17 protein-coding genes are annotated in these 18,979 nt (G+C 68.0%); 10 read left to right on the forward strand and 7 right to left on the reverse strand.

Features of this window, described 5'->3' with window-relative positions; genetic code table 11:
* Positions 1 to 18: 18 nt before the first annotated feature.
* Together FFI97_RS20245 and FFI97_RS20250 are read left to right on the forward strand one after the other, a co-directional pair.
* A complete protein-coding gene (locus FFI97_RS20245) occupies positions 19 to 597 on the forward strand; it encodes a DJ-1/PfpI family protein (RefSeq protein WP_139704853.1) in 579 nt (192 codons plus the stop codon).
* 74 nt (positions 598 to 671) lie between these two features.
* On the forward strand, positions 672 to 1,094 hold the full coding sequence (locus FFI97_RS20250) for a ribbon-helix-helix domain-containing protein (RefSeq protein ID WP_139704854.1): 423 nt from the start codon (positions 672 to 674) through the stop codon (positions 1,092 to 1,094).
* Positions 1,095 to 1,123: 29 nt separating this feature from the next.
* Here FFI97_RS20250 and FFI97_RS20255 read toward each other — a convergent pair whose 3' ends face one another.
* From FFI97_RS20255 to FFI97_RS20280, 6 genes are all read right to left on the reverse strand, one after another.
* Positions 1,124 to 4,234 (reverse strand): autotransporter outer membrane beta-barrel domain-containing protein, encoded by a 3,111-nt coding sequence (locus tag FFI97_RS20255; RefSeq protein WP_139704856.1) that lies wholly within the window; start codon positions 4,232 to 4,234, stop codon positions 1,124 to 1,126.
* Between the two features lie 350 nt (positions 4,235 to 4,584).
* Positions 4,585 to 5,598, reverse strand: coding sequence for a Bug family tripartite tricarboxylate transporter substrate binding protein (locus tag FFI97_RS20260; protein WP_139704859.1), 1,014 nt, complete (start codon positions 5,596 to 5,598; stop codon positions 4,585 to 4,587).
* A gap of 56 nt (positions 5,599 to 5,654) precedes the next feature.
* The gene (locus FFI97_RS20265; protein ID WP_139704861.1) at positions 5,655 to 6,632 is read right to left on the reverse strand and encodes a Bug family tripartite tricarboxylate transporter substrate binding protein; all 978 of its coding nucleotides are present in this window, start codon (positions 6,630 to 6,632) and stop codon (positions 5,655 to 5,657) included.
* Positions 6,632 to 7,837: a 3-oxoadipyl-CoA thiolase gene (pcaF, locus tag FFI97_RS20270; RefSeq protein WP_139704864.1), complete on the reverse strand. Its 1,206-nt coding sequence runs from the start codon at positions 7,835 to 7,837 to the stop codon at positions 6,632 to 6,634. Before pcaF ends, FFI97_RS20265 begins: the two co-directional genes overlap by 1 nt.
* A 41-nt stretch (positions 7,838 to 7,878) precedes the next feature.
* Positions 7,879 to 8,526 (reverse strand): 3-oxoacid CoA-transferase subunit B, encoded by a 648-nt coding sequence (locus FFI97_RS20275; protein ID WP_139704866.1) that lies wholly within the window; start codon positions 8,524 to 8,526, stop codon positions 7,879 to 7,881.
* Positions 8,523 to 9,224, reverse strand: coding sequence for a 3-oxoacid CoA-transferase subunit A (locus tag FFI97_RS20280; RefSeq protein ID WP_139704868.1), 702 nt, complete (start codon positions 9,222 to 9,224; stop codon positions 8,523 to 8,525). The genes FFI97_RS20275 and FFI97_RS20280 overlap by 4 nt, the downstream gene beginning before the upstream one ends.
* A gap of 137 nt (positions 9,225 to 9,361) precedes the next feature.
* On the opposite strand from FFI97_RS20280, the gene FFI97_RS20285 reads away from it, so the two are divergent.
* On the forward strand, positions 9,362 to 10,159 hold the full coding sequence (locus FFI97_RS20285; protein ID WP_095746744.1) for an IclR family transcriptional regulator C-terminal domain-containing protein: 798 nt from the start codon (positions 9,362 to 9,364) through the stop codon (positions 10,157 to 10,159).
* A gap of 27 nt (positions 10,160 to 10,186) precedes the next feature.
* Here the strand turns inward: FFI97_RS20285 and FFI97_RS20290 are convergent, their stop codons facing one another.
* Entirely contained in the window at positions 10,187 to 11,191 is a 1,005-nt protein-coding gene (locus tag FFI97_RS20290; RefSeq protein ID WP_139704870.1) for a Bug family tripartite tricarboxylate transporter substrate binding protein, read from the reverse strand.
* Positions 11,192 to 11,396: 205 nt separating this feature from the next.
* On the opposite strand from FFI97_RS20290, the gene FFI97_RS20295 reads away from it, so the two are divergent.
* The 7 genes from FFI97_RS20295 (at position 11,397) to FFI97_RS20325 (ending at position 18,979) form a co-directional block, all read left to right on the forward strand.
* Entirely contained in the window at positions 11,397 to 12,572 is a 1,176-nt protein-coding gene (locus FFI97_RS20295; RefSeq protein WP_139704902.1) for a nuclear transport factor 2 family protein, read from the forward strand.
* Positions 12,572 to 14,053, forward strand: coding sequence for a murein L,D-transpeptidase family protein (locus FFI97_RS20300; protein WP_409574635.1), 1,482 nt, complete (start codon positions 12,572 to 12,574; stop codon positions 14,051 to 14,053). The genes FFI97_RS20295 and FFI97_RS20300 overlap by 1 nt, the downstream gene beginning before the upstream one ends.
* Before the next feature lie 373 nt (positions 14,054 to 14,426).
* On the forward strand, positions 14,427 to 14,645 hold the full coding sequence (locus FFI97_RS20305; RefSeq protein ID WP_313906287.1) for a Flp family type IVb pilin: 219 nt from the start codon (positions 14,427 to 14,429) through the stop codon (positions 14,643 to 14,645).
* Positions 14,646 to 14,657: 12 nt separating this feature from the next.
* Complete coding sequence (locus FFI97_RS20310) at positions 14,658 to 15,161, forward strand: prepilin peptidase (RefSeq protein ID WP_260685069.1); 504 nt, start codon at positions 14,658 to 14,660, stop codon at positions 15,159 to 15,161.
* Between the two features lie 72 nt (positions 15,162 to 15,233).
* The gene (cpaB, locus tag FFI97_RS20315; protein WP_139704875.1) at positions 15,234 to 16,232 is read left to right on the forward strand and encodes a Flp pilus assembly protein CpaB; all 999 of its coding nucleotides are present in this window, start codon (positions 15,234 to 15,236) and stop codon (positions 16,230 to 16,232) included.
* Between the two features lie 48 nt (positions 16,233 to 16,280).
* A complete protein-coding gene (locus FFI97_RS20320) occupies positions 16,281 to 17,654 on the forward strand; it encodes a type II and III secretion system protein family protein (RefSeq protein WP_139704877.1) in 1,374 nt (457 codons plus the stop codon).
* Between the two features lie 41 nt (positions 17,655 to 17,695).
* Entirely contained in the window at positions 17,696 to 18,979 is a 1,284-nt protein-coding gene (locus FFI97_RS20325) for a CpaE family protein (RefSeq protein WP_139704879.1), read from the forward strand.

The raw sequence follows: 18,979 nt of genomic DNA on the forward strand, positions 1-18,979 counted from the left end.
CCGAAGGAGACAAACCCGATGGCTCGCAAGATCCTGATGCTCTGCGGCGACTACGCCGAAGACTACGAAACCATGGTGCCGTTCCAGACCCTGCTGGCCGTCGGCCACACCGTGCATGCGGTGGCGCCCGACAAGAAGGCCGGCGACTGGGTGCACACCGCCATCCACGACTTCGAGGGCGCGCAGACCTACAGCGAGAAGCCGGGCCACCGCTTCACGCTGAACGCCAGCTTCGACGAGGTGCGCCCCGAGGCCTACGACGCGCTCGTGATCCCCGGCGGCCGCGCGCCCGAGTACCTGCGCATGCACCCTCGCGTGGTCGAGATCGCGCGCCACTTCCTGGCCACCGACAAGCCGGTGGCCGCCGTCTGCCACGGCGCGCAACTGCTCGCGGCCACGGGCCTCATCAAGGGCCGCAAGGTGTCGGCCTACCCAGCCTGCCAGGTCGAGGTGGAACTGGCCGGCGCCGAGTACATGGGCATCCCGGTCGACCAGGCCGTGACCGACCGCAACCTCGTCACGGCACCGGCCTGGCCGGCGCATCCGGCGTGGCTGTCGCAGTTTTTGGTGGTGCTGGGCACGCGCATCGAACACTGATCGGACGAAAGTGCGTGGGCGGCGCTACAGTGCCGCGTCGCCCCGATTCATTCCGCCTCTCGAGGAGATGGCCCATGTGCGAAGTCTTCATCAGCGCCGATCCGCAAAGCTACGACGCGCGCACGCGCTCGGTGCGCCTGCACGGCGTGGTCACCAGCATCCGGCTCGAGAACCTGTTCTGGCAGGTGCTCGAAGAGATCGCGCAGCGCGACGGCATGGCGGTGGTGCAGCTCATCGAGCGGCTGTACGACGAGCTGGTGGCGGCGCGCGGCGAGGTCGGCAACTTCGCGTCGTTCCTGCGCGTGTGCGCGCTGCGCTACGAGGCGATGGTGGCGCAGGGGCGGATTCCGGCCGACACGTCGGTCGCGATCCGCTCGCTCGATGCGAACGCCGTGCTGCATGAACTGCCGCAGGGTTGGGGGCGGCCATCACCTGCGCAGCAGCCGGGAGAGGCCCGCGTGCACACGCTCCACGCCGCCGCGCGGCGGCATGCGTAGACGCCGCCCTTGCGCGCCCCTTCACGAGATCACCAGCGCATCTTCACGCCGACGCTCGCATTGACCCCGCTCTTGATGCGCGAGTCGCCGCCGGAGCCCGACCACAGCTTGCCCAGCTCCACATAGACGCTGGTGTTCTCGGCCACCTGTAGCGTGGCCCCCGCCGCCAGCTCGGTGCTGCTGCCGCCGGTGCGCGTCGCAATGTCGGTGAAGCCGGCCGGGCCGACGAAGCGGGTGACGTCGGTGCCGCGGCTGCTGCGGTGGAAATTGACCCGCACATAAGGCTGCAGCACCCCGGCGCTGGTGACGAACTCGCCCTTCACGCGCACGCCGGCGCGTGCCCGCCAGCCGTTGTGGCTGTTCTGCTGCACGAGGGCGCCGGAGATGCCCGTGTCGCCCAGGCTCACCCGCTGGTGCACCAATTGCACCTGCGGCTCGACGGTCCAGTTCTGCGCGATGGGAATCGACTGCCCCACCTCGATGGACGCCAGCAGGCTGTTGCCCTTGCCGCCCCGGGAGAAGCCCAGCGTGGGCCTGGCGGTGTAGCGGTGGCGCCCGGCCTGCAGCACGCCGTCGACGTACACGCCGCTGGCGTGCTTCCAGGTGGCATAGGCGCCCAGGTACTCGCTCTTCTGGTTGTTGCTGCCCACGCCGAGGTTCGCCAGGCCGCTGGCAAAGCCGTTCACGCGCATGTCTCCGTCGAGCTGGCCGACGTACACGCCCGCGTGCCAGTCGGGGTTGGCCCACAGGTCGGTGCCGGCCTGGAAGCCCGTGAGGCGCCCCTTGCTCGTGGGGCTCACGGTGCCGCCCTGCGCGATGGTGCGGTCGGTGCTGATGATGCGCCCCCACGCCTCGCGGTAGCCCTGCGTGGGCTTGGCCGGGTTTGCGCCCGCTACAAGGTCCTCGCCCATGCGCAGGCGCCTGTTGCCGAGCATCGCGAAGCTGGACTGGCGCAGCTGCTCGGGCAGCGCGGCGTACAGCGGCACTTCGGCGCGGTAGGTGGGCACGGCGAACACGGGCACGACGCCGGTGCCGCCAGTGCCCGAGCCGCCACCGCCGGCAGGCGGCGTGCCGGGCGGGACAGGCGTCACGGGTGTCACGGGCGCAGCGGTCGAGCGCAGGTACCAGTTCTCGCCCGCGCCGGTGGCATCGGCCGCATGCAGCCGGTACTCGTAGGCACCCGCATCGACATGCGTGCCGGCCAGCACGAACGCGCTCTTGGTCGTCTGCGCGGTGGTGGTCGCGCCGTTGAGGACGCTGATCACTTCGATGCCGTTGCCGGTGGTGAGCGCGCCCAGGCCGCCCAGGTTGGTGATCTGCACATTCGTCGTGCCGCTGGCGACGGCGGTGGCGCCGCTCAGAATGAGCCGGTCGCTCGCGCTCGCGCTGCCGCCCAGCGCGGTCCCCAGTCGCAACGTGCCGCCGTTGCCGACCCAGGGACCGTTGACGGTGAGCGTGGTGCCCGGCACCGCGCCCACCAACGAGACGGTGCCGCTGTGGGCCATCGACGCGAGGGTCTGGCTGTTGCCGGCCAGGTCGAGCGTCGCGCCGGTGGCCACGGTGAAGGGGCTCACGCTGCTGAGCACGTTGGCCGCGCCAGCGCGCAGGGTGCCCGCCGCGACGTTGGTGGCGCCCGAGTGGGTGTCGGCACCGCTGAGCGTCAGCACGCCCGCGCCGATCTTCACGAGATCGCTGGCGCCGGAGATCGCGCCGGTCCACGTCAGGGCGTTCCCGTTGGTGTCGATGGTGCCCGTGCCGCCCAGCAGCAAGGCGTTGCTGACGGTGAGGCCGCCGGCACCCGCGATGAGGCTGGCGGTGGCGCCCGCGCCGATCGAAATCGCGCCCGTCATCGACGAGCCGGTGTTCAGCGTGAGGCTGTTGGTGCCGCCCGTGAATGCGACCGCCGCAGCGCGCGTGACGCCGTCGCCGCCCAGGCCGCCCGAGATGGTTCCGCCGTTGGTCAGCGCGAGGTTCGCGCCCGTCACCCCGACGCCACCCACGCCGTTGGCACCGCTCGGTCCGCCGTTGCTGTTGACCCCGCCGACGCCGCCCGCCCCACCGGCGATGGTGCCGGTGTTGGCGACGGTTGCGCCCGCGCCGGTCGATGCGAGGCCCGCCCCGCCGTCGCCGCCAGCGCCCGGTGAACCGGTGCCGCCCGCACCGCCGCCGGCCGCGCCGCCCGCGCCCCCGGCACCGCCCGTGATCGCGCCGGAGTTGCCGACGGTGACGGCGACACCCGCCAACGTCGCGCCGATGCCCCCTGCGCCGCCACCGCCGCCCGAGGCGTTGGAACGGGCGGGCGCCAATTCGGCCCCGCCGGCACCGCCCGCACCGCCCGTGAGGGGACCGGTGTTGGTGAAGCTGAGCCCCGGGTTGGTCGCGTTCAGGTAGAACCCGCCGCCCCCGCTGCCGCCGCCACCGCCCTGCGAGAAGGCGTCGCCGCCCTTGCCGCCGGCGCCGCCCGTGGAAGATCCCGTGGCCGTGTAGCTGCCGAGCGGGCCGCTGAGGATCGAACCGTAGCCGCCCGCGCCGCCACCACCCGCTGCCCAGTACCCGTTGCCGCCCGCGCCACCGATGCCGCCGGTGTAGCTGTCGGACGAATTGGCCACGTTGTTGGCGATCGACATCCCCTGGAAGCCGCCGCCACCCCCGCCGCCATAGCCGTTGCCGTTGCCCGGGTCGCCGGTCTGCGCCTGGCCCGCGCCACCGGCGTCGCCCTGGAACGCACCGGGGCCGGTGGGCGTGCTGGCCGCGCCGGCCGCGCCACCGGTGCCCGGCGTGGCACCGCCGAAGCCGCCGATGCTGGCGTTGGCCCCCGCCGTGACGCCGCCCGGCGTGGACGATCCGCCCGCGCCGCCGAAGGCATTGACCGTGGTGTCGTTGAGCCCGCCGCTGCCGCCCGTGCCGTCGCTGCCGCCCGTGCCCGCGTTCAGCGACGCGTCACCGACCGGCTGGCCACCCGCACCGCCGGCCGCGAGCACCGGCACGACGCAGACCCACAGCGCCGCCGTTGCCGCCGCTGCAGCCACCGCGCGCACGCCGCCCCCGCTGCACGATCGCGCGTGGCCGCGCGCGATTTCCGGCGCGGCCACCCAGGTGCCGGCGGTGGGACTCCACAGGGTTCGGAAGATCTTGTTCATGACTCAACTCCCTCTTCGTTCACTGACTGAGCAGGTGGACCTCCGTGTGCAGCAGCAATGGCTTGCTCCTCCCCACGGCGACGATTTCGGATTTGCAAGTCAAAAATGTAAGAACGGGTGCCGGTTACGCGTATCCCTGCAAGGGGCTACCCTGAAACGGGGCGACCGGCCCCATACGGGGCCACTCCGCCTCTGTCAGGCCCTTCGGTAGACGGTCTACCCTGTCGCGTATCCATACGTAACATGTGACTTTTGGACAGCACAATCTCTCGCCCTGGGCGCAGCGCCCAAAAGAAAAGGCACCCTCGCGGGTGCCTTGTTCGTTGCGGATGCGCCCTGGGCGCGCGCTGTCAGTCCAGCGACACGTTCGCCTTGCGGATCACGTCGGTGAAACGCTTCGTTTCGGTCGCCACGAACTGGTCGAACTGCGGGCGCGTGGTGGGGAACGGCTCGTAGCCGAAGCTCTTGAACTTCTCCAGCACGTCGGGTTCGGCCAGGCCCTTCTCGATGTCGCGCTTGATCTTGTCGGTGACCGAAGCCGGCAGGCCCTTGGGCACGGCGATGGCGTTCCAGCCGATGACCTCGAAGCCCTTCGGGCCGCCCGATTCGCTCACGGTGGGCACGTCGGGGAAGGCGGCCACGCGCTGGGGCGCGGCAGCCGCCAGGAAGCGCAGCTTGTTGGCGCGCTGCAGCGGGCCGGCGGTGGCGCTGCTGCCCAGCGCAAAGGCCAGCTCGCCGGTGGCGACCGAGGTGTACAGCTGCGTGGTCTCCTTGTAGATCACGTGCTCCATCTGCGTGCCGGTGGCCGACTCGAACAGTTCCGAGCCCAGGTGCACCGGGTTGCCGACCGACCACGAGCCGTAGTCGAGCTTGCCGGGGTTGGCCTTGGCGTCGGCGATGAGGTCGCCCACGGTCTTGTACTTGCTGTTCGTGGCCACGGTGAAGAAGAAGTAGGTCTTGAACAGCGGCAGCAGCGCATCGAAGTCCTTCGAGGCGTCGTAGGGCAGTTTCTTGAACAGCGCCGGGTACGCGGCCAGGTGCACGTTGTCGAGCACGATGATGTCGTGGCCGTCCTTGGCGCCGCGCTTGAAGGCGTCGATGGCGATGAAGCCGTTGCCGCCCGGGCGGTTCTCGACCACCACCGGCTGGCCCCAGGCGCGCGAGAGCTTGTCGGCCACGAGGCGGGCCACGCCGTCCGGACCACCGCCGACCGGGAACGGCGTGATGATGCGCACGGGCTTGGTCGGGAAGGCGGCAGGCTGCTGTTGTGCCGAAGCGGTCAGCGGCAGCAGGCCGCCGGCAGTCAACGCCAGCACGGCTGCAGCGATGGCGCAGCGCGAAAGCGACGAACGGAAGAAGGACATGAGGGAAGTCTCCGGTTTGATGAATCGTTGATGGGTGGGAAGCGGTGCGTCGCCGCTCAGTCGACCGACGCGCCCGAGGCCTTGACGATGCCGGCCCACAGCGCGCTTTCCTTCGCGATGAGCGCGGCGTACTCGGCCGGCCCGCCGAGCAGCGGCACGGCGCCTTCCACGTCCAGGCGCGACTGGAACTCGGCGCCGCCCGCCACCTGCAGCATCTGCGCCGACAGCGTCTTCACGAACGTGTCGGGCGTGCCGCGCGGCGCGAGGATGCCGTAGGTGAGCGTGCTCTCGAAGCCCGCGAGTTCGCGCAGGCCCGACTCGGCCACGGTGGGCACGTCGGGCAGCGACGGCAGGCGTTTGGCGCCCGTGACGGCAATGGCGCGCAGGCGCCCGCCCTTGACCAGCGCGAGCGCGGGCGGGATGACGCTGAACATCATCTGCACCTGGCCGCCCGCGAGGTCAGTGAGCGCGGGGTTGGTGCCCTTGTAGGGAATGTGATTGATCTTCGTGCCGGTGCGCTGCGCGAAGAGCTCGCCCGTGAGGTGGCCGCCCGTGCCGCTGCCGCTCGAGGCGTAGTCGAGCAGGCCCGGGCGCACCTTGGCCTCCTTGACGAGGTCGGCCACGCTGCGCACCTTCGAGGCGGCGGGCACCACGAGCACGAGCGCGGACGACGCGAACATGGCCACGGGCACGAGGTCCTTGCGGGCGTCGAACTTCAGCCCCTTGTACAGCGCCGGGTTGATCGACACGGTGCCCGTGTGGCCCAGCAGCAGCGTGCTGCCGTCGGGCGTGCTGCGCACCACCTGCTCGGTGCCGAGGTTGCCGCCCGCGCCGGGCTTGTTGTCGACGATGACGCCCGACTTGCGCACCTCGCCCAGGCCCTTGGCCATCTGGCGCGCAAACACGTCGTTGCCGCCGCCGGCCGCGAAGGGCACGACGATGCGGATCGGCTTGGCATCGCTCTGCTGCGCATGCGCCGGCAGGCCCGCTGCTGCCAGCAGACCCAGCAGCAGCTCGCGTCGGGCGAGCGTCATCAGACGCGTTCCAGGATCACGGCAATGCCCTGCCCCACGCCGATGCACATCGTGCACAGCGCGTAGCGGCCGCCGCCCTTGTGCAGCTGGTTCACCGCGGTGGTGGCCAGGCGTGCGCCGCTGGCGCCGAGCGGGTGACCCAGTGCGATGGCGCCGCCGTTGATGTTCACGCGCGCGTCGTCGTCCTTCAGGCCCAGCAGGCGCAGCACGGCGAGGCCTTGTGCGGCGAAGGCTTCGTTGAGTTCGATGACGTCGATCTGGTCGAGCGTGAGGCCGGTGAGCGCCAGCACCTTCTGCGTGGCGGGCGCCGGGCCGATGCCCATGATGCGCGGCGCAACGCCGGCCGTGGCCATGCCGACCACGCGGGCGCGCGGCGTGAGCCCGTGCTTGGCGGCGCTGGCTTCGTCGGCCAGCAGCAGCGCGCAGGCGCCGTCGTTCACACCGCTGGCATTGCCGGCGGTGACGGTGCCGTCGGGACGCACGATGGGCTTGAGCTTGGCCAGCGCCTCCAGCGTGGTGTCGCGCGGATGTTCGTCCTTGTTGACGATGAGGGCGTCGCCCTTTTTCTGCGGCACGCTCACGGGCACGATCTCGGCGTCGAAGAAGCCGGACTTCTGCGAAGCGACGGCGCGCAGCTGCGAGTTGAGCGCCATCAGGTCTTGCGCTGCGCGCTCGATCTTGTAGTCGGTGGCCACGTTCTCGGCCGTCTCGGGCATCGAGTCGACGCCGTACTGCGCCTTCATGAGCTTGTTGACGAAGCGCCAGCCGATGGTGGTGTCGTACACCGCGTTGTTGCGGCTGAAGGCGCTCTCGGCCTTGGGCATGACGAAGGGCGCGCGGCTCATGCTTTCGACGCCGCCGGCGATCATGAGGCCGGCTTCACCGGCGCGGATGGCGCGAGCCGCGGTGCCCAGTGCATCGAGGCCCGAACCGCACAGGCGGTTGATGGTGCCGCCGCCCACTTCGATCGGCAGGCCCGCGAGCAGCGCCGACATGCGCGCGACGTTGCGGTTGTCTTCGCCGGCCTGGTTGGCGCAGCCGTAGAGCACGTCGCTCACGGCCTGCCAGTCGACGTTCTTGTTGCGCTCGATGAGGGCGCGCAGGGGCACGGCGCCGAGGTCGTCGGTGCGCACGCTGCTGAGCGAACCGCCGTAGCGGCCGAAGGGGGTGCGGACGGCGTCGCAGATGAAGGCTTGATTGGTCATGTGAGTTGTCTCTTGAATGGGTGGAACGGATCAGGCGGCCGTCATGCCGCAATGGGCAGGCCGACCAGCGTCTCGAGCTCTTCGCGGCTCAGGCCCTCGACGGTGTCGACGAGCTTCAGGCCCTGCGGCGTGCATTCGAGCGTGGCGAGGTCGGAGTACACACGCTTGACGCAGCCGATGCCGGTGAGCGGATAGGTGCACTCTTGCACCAGCTTGCTCGCGCCCTGCTTGGTGAGCAAATCCATCATGACCCACGTCTGCTTGGCGCCGATGGCCAGGTCCATCGCGCCGCCGACCGCGGGAATGGCGTCTTTCTCGCCCGTGTGCCAGTTGGCCAGGTCGCCCGTGGCCGACACCTGGAACGCGCCAAGCACGCAGATGTCGAGGTGGCCGCCGCGCATCATCGCGAAGCTGTCCGAGTGGTGGAAGAACGAGCCGCCCGGCAGCAGCGTGACGGGCTGCTTGCCGGCGTTGATGAGGTCGTAGTCCTCTTCGCCGGCCTCGGGCGCGGGGCCCATGCCGAGGATGCCGTTCTCGCTTTGCAGGATGACCTCGCGGCCCTGCGGCAGGTGGTTGGCCACCAGCGTGGGCTGGCCGATGCCGAGGTTGACGACAGCGCCGTCGAAGATGTCTTGTGCGACGCGGGCTGCCAACTGGTCTTTGGTGCGACGGGTGTATGCCATGGTCATGCTGCCTTCTTGAAGCCGCCGGCTTGGGTCGCCACGCGTTCGATGCGCACCACCTGGTGCACGAAGATGCCCGGGGTCACGATGCTCTCGGGGTCGAGGGTGCCGAGCTCGGCGATGTCGTGCACGGTGGCGATGGTCTTCTTCGCCGCCATGGCCATCACCGGGCCGAAGTTGCGCGCGGCCTTGCGGTAGACCAGGTTGCCCCAGCGGTCGCCGCGCTCGGCCTTGATGAGCGCCACGTCGCCGTGGATGGGGTACTCGAGCACGTACTGCACGCCGTCGATCTCGCGCGTTTCGCGGTTGCCGGCCAGTTGCGTGCCGTAGCCCGTGGGGCAGAAGAAGGCGCCGATGCCGGCACCCGCCGCGCGGATGCGCTCGGCGAGGTTGCCCTGGGGCACGAGTTCGAGTTCGATCTTGCCGCTGCGGTACAGGCCGTCGAACACCTGGCTGTCGGCCTGGCGCGGAAAGCTGCAGATGATCTTGCGCACGCGGCCGGCCTTGAGCAGCGCCGCCAGGCCCGTCTCTCCGTTGCCTGCGTTGTTGTTGACGACCGTGAGGTCCTTGGCACCCTGCTCGACGAGACCGTCGATGAGTTCGCCTGGAATGCCGGCGGTGCCGAAACCGCCGATGAGCACCGTGGCGCCGTCTTGGATGCCTGCCAGGGCATCGGCGACCGAGCGCGCGATCTTGTTGATCATGAAGCCTGTCTCCGGGAGTGAAGAAAGAAACCGAACGGTGCGAACACCCTGCCGAATTCACGAACCCTCGCAAACCGCAATTTGTTCGCCTAAAGAACTTTTGTTCGTATAATGAATTTTAAAGAGGATCGCTCGCCATGGCAACCCACCCTGTTTCCGCCAGTTCCGCCACCGACACACCCGCTCCCGGCGACAGCTACGTGCAGTCTTTTGCGCGCGGCCTGCAGGTGATCCGCTCGTTCAGCGCGAGCGCACCGCACCAGACCCTGAGCGAAGTGGCGGCCGGCAGCGGCCTCACGCGTGCGGGGGCGCGGCGCATTCTTCTCACGCTGCAGACGCTGGGCTATGTGGTGACCGACGGCAAGCTCTTCACGCTCACGCCGCGCATCCTCGACCTGGGCTTTGCCTACCTGTCGTCGATGCCGATCTGGAACCGCGCCGAGCCCGTGATGGAGGCGCTGGTGCAGCAGGTGCAGGAGTCGTGCTCGGCCGCCGTGCTCGACGCGACCGACATCGTCTATGTGCTGCGCGTGCCCACGCAGAAGATCATGCGCATCAGCCTGGGCGTGGGCTCGCGGCTGCCGGCGTACTGCACCTCACTGGGCCGCCTGCTGCTGGCCGACTTGAGCGACGACGAGGTGCGCGCGCGGCTCGAGGCCTCGAACCTCGAGGCGCTGACCAAGCACACCGTGACCGACATCGACGCGCTCATGGCCAAGGTGGCCCAGGCGCGCAAGCAGCAGTGGTGCCTGGTGAACCAGGAACTGGAAGAAGGCCTGATCTCGGTGGCCGCGCCCATCGTGAACCGACAGGGCCGCATGGTGGCCGCGCTGAACATCAGCGGGCAGGCGAACCGCACGAGTGCGAAGGTGATGCAGGAGACGATGCTGCCGGCGCTGATCGATGCGGCACGGCAGGTGTCGGCGCTGCTGTAGCCGCAGCGCGGTCGCCCTCGCGAAGGCTCAAGCCTCGGAGCGAATGCCCTTCATGAGGATCACGCCACCAAGGCGCGTGGTGTCGGCGCGCATGCGCTTGGCCAGCGTGTCGGGCGAACCGGGCTGCGCCTGCCAGCCAGTCTTGAGCAGCTCGCCGCTCACCTCGGGCGAACTGATCACCTCGACCAACGCGGCATTCAGCCGGGCCACGGCGGCCGGCTTCATGCTCGCGGGCGCAGCGAGCGCAGTCCAGATCTCGAGGTCGGCGCCGCGCACGTCGGCGTCGCGGATCGTCGGCAGCTCGTTGACCAGCGGGCTGCGCTCGGGCGAGGTCACGCCGATGGCCTTGAGCTTGCCCGACTTCACGTGCGGCATCGCCAGCCCGGGCGGCAGCAGTGCCAGCTGGATCTCGCCCGCGAGGATGCCGGCGATCACCTGCGGGTTGCCGGTGTAGGGCTTGTGCTGCGCGGTGATGGCCGCGCGGCTCTTGAGCAGCTCCATGCCCAGGTGGCCCACCGTGCCCACGCCCGGCGTGCCGTACTTGCCGGCGCTGCCCAGGTTGCGCACCCACAGCAGCAGGTCGGCCGCGGTCTTGCCCGTGGCGCTGCCCGACACCACCAGCACCAGCGGCGCGGTGCCGATCAGGCCGACGGGCGCGAAGTCTTTCTCGGGGTCGAAGTCGAGCGACGGGTTCAGCAGCTTGGCGATCGTGAGGTTGCCGTTGATGAGCGCGCCGATCGTGTGGTCGTCCGTGGCCTTGGCCACTTCGGCGGCCACGAGGTTGCCGCTGGCGCCGGGCTTGTTCTCCACCGTCACCGGCTGGCGCAGGAGCTTCGAGAGCGGCTCTGCGATGGCGCGCGCCGCCAAGTCGGGCGAGGCACCCGCCGGAAAGCCCACGAGGATGCGCACGGGCTTGGTTGGCCAGGCGGCATCGCCGCCTGCTGCACGCTGGGCCCACGAAGCCGGCGTGAACAGCGAGGTGGCAATGGCTGCAGCGCCGCCTTCGAGCAGGCGGCGTTTGGTGATCTTCAAGACGGACTCCGGAGGGTTGGAAAAATCAGGGTAAACACGTGCATTTTGCTTACGAGACGTTACATGATGATGCTGCATCGCACAAGTTCGGCACAACTGTGAATAGGTCCATCGCAGGGCTCCGTCAGCTTGGTATCCAGAGGTGACGGGCGCATTTACAATGCCTGCCGCATTCCCCTTCCCCACCAACGAGGTCTTGTCCGCAATGCCCAAGAGCCCCCGGCCTCGCGCCCGCTTCAGCTTCCCCCCCACCGTGCGCGCCCTGTTCCTGGCCGTTGCGGCCTGCGGCGCCGCGCTTCCCGCGCTGGCCGCGACCGAGCACGAAGAGGTCGACCGCCTGATGCAGTCCGGCAAGCTCGACGAAGCCATGACCAAGGCCGAGGCCTTCCTCAAGGACAAGCCGCGCGATCCGCAGATGCGCTTCCTGAAGGGCGTGATCCAGCTCGACACCGGCAAGCGCGCCGAGGCCATCGCCGCCTTCACGCAGCTCACGCAGGACGCACCCGAGCTGCCCGAGCCGTTCAACAACCTCGCCGTCATCTACGCGAGCCAGAACCAGTTCGACAAGGCCCGCAACGCCCTCGAAAGCGCGATTCGCACCAACCCCAGCTACGCCACCGCCCAGGAAAACCTCGGCGACGTGTACGCGCGGCTGGCCAGCCAGGCCTACAGCAAGGCGCTGCAGCTCGACCAGAACAACACCGCGGTGCAGCCCAAGCTGGCCGTGATCCGCACGCTCTTCACCGCGCCGCCGGCGGCTGGCTCCAAGGGCTCGACCCTCGTGGCTTCGGCCACGACGACGCCTGCACCGGCACCGGCTGCGAAGGCCCCTGCCCCGGCGCCTGCGCCCGCACCAGTCGCCAAGGCACCTGCTCCGGCACCCGCGCCCGCGCCTGCTCCTGTCGCCAAGGCACCGCCTGCGCCCGCGCCGGCACCCGCCGCCGCGCCTGTCGCACCGCCCGTCAAGGTGGCCGCAGCGCCCGCGCCGGTTGCCAAGACGCCTGAACCGGCACCGGCACCAGCGCCTGCTGCAGCCCCGGCCTCCAACGCCGAGATCGAATCCGTCGTGCGCGGCTGGGCCTCGGCCTGGGCCAGCCAGGACATGGACCGCTACCTCGCCGCCTACGGCAGCGACTTCGTGCCCGCCGGCGGCCAGAGCCGCAAGGCCTGGGAAGAAGACCGCCGCGCGCGCATCGTCGGCAAGTCCAGCATCAGCGTGAACCTCGAGAACCTCGCGATCAAGGTCGACGGACAGACCGCCACCGCCAAGTTCCGCCAGATCTACCGCGCCGACAACCTCAACATCGCGAGCCGTAAGACGCTCGAGCTGCAACGCTCCGGCAACCAGTGGCACATTCGCAAGGAAAGCGTCGGCGGCTAGTGGCAGACATCGTCCGGCACGGCCGGCTTCAGACCCTCCCGTTCCCGCTGCGGAGCGGGAAACTGCTCGCGGCCTTGACGACCGCTTCTGCGCTCCTGCTGGCCACGCCCGGCGCCGCGCTCGCAGCCAACAACAGCAGCAGTTCCAGCAAGTCGGCCAACGCCAAGACCAGCGGCACCAAGGCCGCCAAGGCCGCCAAGGCGGGCGGCAGCCGCGCGTCCGCCAAGGAAGCCAGGGGCGCCAAAGCCGGCAGCGGCGCCAGCAAGACGCAACTGCAAGCCAAGGGCAAGCGGTCCGCCGTCGCGGCAGACAACGCGGGCGCCACGCGCCCGGCCCGCAAGACCGCCAGAACCGCCGCGCCGCTGCAGGAAGCCAGCGGCGCCGAGGCCCGCCTGATCGGCGTCTACGAACTGTTCGGCCGCGGCAAGACCCGCGAGGCGCTGGCCAAGGCCCAGACCCTCGTGCGCGACCATCCGAACTTCCAGCTCGCGCAGCTCGTGTACGGCGACCTGCTCGCGGCGCAGGTGCCGCCGTCGAACGCCATGCCCGACACCGCCGGCATCGCGCGCCTGCGCGGCAACCCGGCCATGGTCGAGCTGCACGAGGAATCGCGCCGCCGCCTGCAGGCCCTGCGCGAACGCCCGCCCGCCGGCACCGTGCCCTCGCAGTTCCTCACCCTCTCGACCCGCAGCCGCTTCGCCATTGCCGTCGACGCCTCGCGCTCGCGGCTGTACCTGTTCGAGAACTCCGACAAGGGCCTGAAGCTCGTCGCCGACTACTACATCTCCGTCGGCAAGTCGGGCACCGACAAGGCCGTCGAAGGCGACGCGCGCACCCCGCTGGGCGTGTACTACATCACCAGCAGCCTCGACCCGCGCTCGCTGAAAGACTTCTACGGCGCCGGCGCCCTGCCCATCAACTACCCCAACCCGTACGACGTGCGGCGCGGCAAGACCGGCAGCGGCATCTGGCTGCACGGCACCCCGCCCCAGCAGTTCGCGCGGGCGCCGCTGGCCAGCGACGGCTGCGTCGTCATGGCCAACCCCGACCTCAAGCAGCTGCTGCGCAAGGTCCAGATCGGCGCCACCCCCGTCGTCACCGCGCGCAGCCTGCAATGGATTTCGCAGCCGCAGGCCGAAAAAGAAACAAAGAAATTCGCCGATTCAATTACCGCCTGGAAAGACGCGCGCGCCAGCGGCAATGAAGCGCAATTGAAAAAATTCTATTTGCCGGATTTCCAGCGCGCCAGCCGCAAGCCCGTCGACGCCGATGCGGTACTCCGCGACGAATTGACCTACGCACAAGGTAAACGAGTGCAAATCAAGGACACGTCGTACCTGCACTGGCGCGACACCGAGGACACCATGGTCGCCACCTTCGGCGAGGTGTTCGAGGGCGAGAAGAACGGCCGCACCCGCCGCCAATACTGGCTGCGCCAGGGCGGCGAGTGGAAGCTCTTCCACGAAGAAATCCTCGGCTGAGCCCACATCACCGAAGGGGTCTCGGCCCCAAAAGTGTGATTTATTGCCCAAACGGAGCCGCCTTGTCGAGTGTTACAAATTGCACTCCTAGGTACCGCGCTACGTAACACGTAACGGGCATGTTCCCGTAACGCTCAACTTTCGGACGTTCCCGCGTCCGTAACGCGTTCCCCTCGTCCATGCCAGTGTGCATGCGGTTTACAGAGGGAAACGAACATCTCCAGACTGTGAATAAGTGACCTTTTCTGCCCCGTTGTGGGGGCCGAACGAGGCTGGCCGCCTTCCTGCTTTACCCCTCCGAGTAGCACATCCGGGACTCGATCCGGTGTGTTTCTCCTGTTGATACACGGAGTTACGCTGTATAACATCCACCGTGCCAGCCTTTGTTAACACTTCCTTTCAGGAGATCACCATGCTTAGTTCTATTACTCGTTTTCTGCGTGATGAAGAGGGTGCTACTGCACTTGAATACGGAATGATTGCAGGGCTTATTTCCATTGCAATCCTCGTATCTCTTCCCACGATTGGCTCTAAATTGGGTGCCATCTTCACCAAGATCTCGACCGAACTCGCCAAGATCGTGACGACTTGAAAGTCGATTGCGATGATCTTGACGGCGACTTTTTTGCTATGGCTGCTACTTGTCGCCGCCTATGACTTTCAGCAGCGCCGCGTCCCCAACTGGCTTGTGGTCGCAGGCGCGTCCCTTTCAGTTGCGGCACTCGCGCTGGGGACAGGGCCTCTCGGGTTCGATTGGCAAGCGGCGCTCCTTGGTGGAGCAGCAGGCTTCGGCTTTCTTCTGTTGTTCTACGCCACCGGCCTCATGGGGGCGGGTGACGTGAAGTTCGCAGGAGCCTTGGGGCTGTGGGTCGGGTTTTCCGCCTTCATCCCGATCTGGGTCATCGCCAGTTTGCTGGCTTGCGCTCACGCGATGCTTTGGCGCTATCTGGAGCGCTGGCCTCTTTTCCCTCGGCTGACCTCGATGCTCGCGGGTCCGTCGCGTACCACCGAATCCAATACGCCGGCACGCCGGCTTCGCATCATTCCCTACGCGGCCTACTTGGCCTTGGCCGCCGTGGTGTGGATGGTTTGGGGACGAGAGAGTTAGCCGCTCTGCTGCGTTTCGCAGGCCCTTCATCTCCCTCCTCATGATCGCTTGCTCCCCTTCCCTCCGCCGCCCATGATCAATCTCACCAAAATCATCGCTGCCATCCTGGTTCTGTTGGCCATCCTGCTGGGGGTCTATGCCTGGATGCTCGGTCGGCAGCCCACACCAAAGGCCCCTGCGGCCTCTGAACGAGGGAGCGAGCAGACAAAGAGCCAGCCCGCAGTTACCTACCCCGTTGTCGTCGCCGCCAAGCCGCTGCCCGCGGGTCAAGTCATTGCAGCAGATGCCCTGCGCGTCGAGCATCTCACCGTCAATCCTGCGGGCGCTTTTCAAGAGGTGGCAGCAGCGGCCGATCGCGTTCCGGTACTCGATCTCTCAGAGGGCACGCCCGTGATGGAGAACCAACTGGTCTCGGGCCTTGCCCTTCGCGTGGGAGCAGGCGAACGCGCAGTCGCTGTCAAGGCCGACGAGATCATGGGTGTCGGCAACAAGATTCAGCCCGGAGATTTCGTCGACGTGTTCATCACGCTGAAGTCGGACGGCAAGGACGTCGATCGCAGTCAGGCACGCCTGCTTCTCTCGCGCAAGCGCGTGCTCGCCTTCGGTTCGGCATCCGTCGATGGTCTTCCTTCGAAGACGGCGGACAAGCAGCAACAACAAGCCCAACGCACCGAGCCTGCCCGCACCGCCGTGCTGGCGGTGCCCGTCGATGACGTGAACCGCCTCACGATCGGCGATGCAACCGGTCGACTGATGTTGGCGCTGCGCAACCCCAACGACATGGGCGAACCCGACCCCAAGCTCTTTACCGATCTCCCGACCGCACTGCAGCCTGCCTCGGTCCGCCCCGGCGAGCCTCGCCGCCCGCCTCTGGAAGGACTGGACCGTGCACAGGCAGGTTTGACGGCGCTCGATCTTGTGACCGGCGGCAAGAACGTCGCCAGTCGCCCGGCCTTGACTGAAGCCCGCGCCATCTCAACTGGCACACGGGCACCCCAACCAGGTACCGCTCGCGGCGGCCTTCAAGTCGAAGTCATTCGCGGCGACCGCAGCGAAACCATGAGCTATTGAGTGCAGCGCACTTCAGCCGTCACGTCCGTCATCCAGGAAAGAAGCCACATGCCCTACACGCCACGCGAACCGTCGAGCAGCCCTGCGGGCGCCCCGCCGCTGTTGCGTTCGTCGCTGATCGCCTTGTGTGCGCTGGCCCAGGCCGCCTGGCCGTTCGCCGCCAATGCCGCAGACACCCAGGCTGTGCGCACACAGCCCCAGCGGCCGCTGATTCTCAATGCGGGCACACAGCAGGAGCTTCTGATCGACAAGGGCATCGAGCGGATGGCCATCGCCGACGAGGCCGTCGCGGCCGTCACCGTCACCCGCAAGACACCAAGTTCTCCCGCGGCGCGACTGATCATCACCGGCAAGGCTGCAGGACGCACCACGCTGATGGTCTGGGAAAAAGGCAACGCAGCGGCGACGACATATGCAGTCGAAGTGCGGCGTCGCAACGCCACAGTCTCCGGCGCCGTGGACAGCGTCGCGGCACACCAGCAAGCACGCGACACGGCCCTGGCGGGCGCGGGCGACAAGACGGAGCTCATCGACCGCTCTGTCGTCAACGTGCGCAGCAACACCGTTCAGGTCGAAGTGAAGGTCGTCGAGTTCAACCGGAGTGTGCTCAAGCAGGCGGGTCTGAACATCTTCAGCACGCGCGCCAACTCCAATGGATTCAGCTTTGGTTCCTTCACGCCGTCGTCACTGAAGTCTGCAACTTTCGCGTCAGATGGAAGTATCAGTGGTGAATACAGCAACCCTCTCGCACAGGCTTTCAGCCTGCTGTTCAACTTCGGCAAGGCCGGTATCGGGCTGAACGTCGGCTTTCTTGAGGGCAATGGCATGGCGCGCGTGCTCGCCGAGCCCACGCTGATCGCAATGTCGGGCCAGAGCGCCAGCTTCCTGGCCGGCGGAGAACTGCCCGTTCCAGCTCCTCAGGGTCTGGGCACCACGAGCATCGAGTACAAGCCCTTCGGTATCGGCCTGACCTTGACCCCCACCGTGCTGTCGAACGACCGCATCGTGCTCAAGGTGGCACCTGAAGCCAGCGACCTCGACTACACCAACTCACTCAGCATCGGCGGCGTTGCGGTGCCCGCGATCACCACCCGCCGTGCCGACACCACCGTGGAATTGGGTGACGGAGAGAGCTTCATCATCGGTGGACTGGTCAGCCGCACTACCACCTCGAACGTCGACAAGGTTCCGCTGCTGGGCGACCTGCCGATCCTGGGCACCTTCTTCCGCCAGAACAAGTACCAGATGAGCGAGAAGGAACTGGTGATCCTCGTCACCCCGCATCTGGTCAAGCCGATTGCCCGCAACACCGATCTGACTCCTTACCTCCCAGGCGGTGCCGAGCAGCGCGACGGCCCCGTGTGGCGCTCGCATTTCCTCGGCGGCGCAGCCAACACGGCGGTGCCGGGCTTCTCCCGCTGATGGATGACGGTCTTACGAATCGCACATCGCAGAACGGCACCATGAACGCCCCACGCGACAACCTTCCGGAAACTGGCAGCGAAACCTACCTGTTCGCGTCAGCCAACGGCGGCCACATCACCTGGCTGACCGACGCCCTCAGCCATGAAGGCTCGGTCGTCGTCCTGAGCCAGGACACGAAGACGATCGACGAGCGCATTTCCTTGCTCGGCCCTGTGGCCGTGTTCATCGATTTCTCTCCCGAGCAAGCCACCGCAGCCAGCGAACTCCATCAACGCCTGAAGCGCGACTGGCCCACCCTGCCCGTGCTGGCCGCCGGTGTGTCGTCGCAACCCGCGGCGATGCTGGCCGCCCTTCGCGCCGGTGTGGACGACTTCATCGACCTCTCGGCCACGCCCGATGAAGCCGTGGGCACCCTGCGCGCGCTTCTCGAAAAGCGGCGCTCGCTCCCCGGGGGCCTGCGTGGCAGCACGCTGGCCCTGCTGGGCGCACGCGCCGGCCTGGGCGTCACCACGCTGGCCACGAGCCTGGCGCTCACGCTATACGACCAACTGGGGCAAGCGCCTGCACGCCCGGCCGGCCGCAACGGCCGCCATGGCGTGGCGCTGCTCGACCTGGGCCTGCCCGCACGCGATGGCCTGCTGTACCTGAACACGCAGAGCGGTTTCAGCTTCGTCGATGGCGTGCGCAATCTGCGGCGCCTCGACCAGACCCTGTTGCACACCGCACTGGCGCATCACACCAGCGGCGTCGCCGTGCTGCCGCTGCCGACCAATCTGGCGCAGGTGCGCGAGATCTCGCACGCCGATTCCGTCTCGCTGATCCGCCGGCTGGCCGATTTCTTCGATTTCCAGATCGCCGACCTCGGCGGCTTCTCGACCATCGACTTCATCGCCCAGACCGTGCGCGAAGCACAGAACGCGTGGGTGGTGTGCGACCAGAGCATCGGCGCCATCGTCTCGACGGCCAACATGCTCAAGGAGCTGCGCGCCCGCAACGTCGAGACCGAGCGAATGACTCTGGTCGTGAACAAGTTCGACGCTCGCGTCGGCCTGTCGGCCAAGGACATCGCCGAACGCCTTGAACTGCCGCTGCAGCATGTGCTGCCCGACCGCAGCACCCAATTGCTTGCCGCCGGTTGCCGCGGCGAAATGCTCGTGCGCACCGCCCGCAACGATCCGTATGCACAGGCCGTCGGCGGCCTGGCTCGCACCCTGCACCAGGAATACATGTCCGTCTCCGGTCAACCGCCTGCCAAGGACCCTCGATGGGTGGCACTGATGGCGCAGATCACGGGGCTCTGGAAGAGAGATAACGAAGGCTGA

It is taken from the genome of Variovorax sp. KBS0712 (assembly GCF_006323185.2).
Taxonomy (GTDB): Bacteria; Pseudomonadota; Gammaproteobacteria; order Burkholderiales; family Burkholderiaceae_C; genus Variovorax; species Variovorax boronicumulans.

What these genes read in the sequence shown, in the direction of transcription:
- cpaB (WP_139704875.1), top strand. Translation starts at nt 15,234, where the DNA reads ATGATCAATCTCACCAAAATCATCGCTGCCATCCTGGTTCTGTTGGCC.
- FFI97_RS20310 (WP_260685069.1), top strand. Translation starts at nt 14,658, where the DNA reads ATGATCTTGACGGCGACTTTTTTGCTATGGCTGCTACTTGTCGCCGCC.
- FFI97_RS20295 (WP_139704902.1), top strand. Translation starts at nt 11,397, where the DNA reads ATGCCCAAGAGCCCCCGGCCTCGCGCCCGCTTCAGCTTCCCCCCCACC.
- FFI97_RS20260 (WP_139704859.1), bottom strand. Translation starts at nt 5,598, where the DNA reads ATGTCCTTCTTCCGTTCGTCGCTTTCGCGCTGCGCCATCGCTGCAGCC.
- FFI97_RS20320 (WP_139704877.1), top strand. Translation starts at nt 16,281, where the DNA reads ATGCCCTACACGCCACGCGAACCGTCGAGCAGCCCTGCGGGCGCCCCG.
- FFI97_RS20285 (WP_095746744.1), top strand. Translation starts at nt 9,362, where the DNA reads ATGGCAACCCACCCTGTTTCCGCCAGTTCCGCCACCGACACACCCGCT.
- FFI97_RS20280 (WP_139704868.1), bottom strand. Translation starts at nt 9,224, where the DNA reads ATGATCAACAAGATCGCGCGCTCGGTCGCCGATGCCCTGGCAGGCATC.
- FFI97_RS20325 (WP_139704879.1), top strand. Translation starts at nt 17,696, where the DNA reads ATGAACGCCCCACGCGACAACCTTCCGGAAACTGGCAGCGAAACCTAC.
- FFI97_RS20265 (WP_139704861.1), bottom strand. Translation starts at nt 6,632, where the DNA reads ATGACGCTCGCCCGACGCGAGCTGCTGCTGGGTCTGCTGGCAGCAGCG.
- FFI97_RS20245 (WP_139704853.1), top strand. Translation starts at nt 19, where the DNA reads ATGGCTCGCAAGATCCTGATGCTCTGCGGCGACTACGCCGAAGACTAC.
- pcaF (WP_139704864.1), bottom strand. Translation starts at nt 7,837, where the DNA reads ATGACCAATCAAGCCTTCATCTGCGACGCCGTCCGCACCCCCTTCGGC.
- FFI97_RS20275 (WP_139704866.1), bottom strand. Translation starts at nt 8,526, where the DNA reads ATGACCATGGCATACACCCGTCGCACCAAAGACCAGTTGGCAGCCCGC.
- FFI97_RS20250 (WP_139704854.1), top strand. Translation starts at nt 672, where the DNA reads ATGTGCGAAGTCTTCATCAGCGCCGATCCGCAAAGCTACGACGCGCGC.
- FFI97_RS20255 (WP_139704856.1), bottom strand. Translation starts at nt 4,234, where the DNA reads ATGAACAAGATCTTCCGAACCCTGTGGAGTCCCACCGCCGGCACCTGG.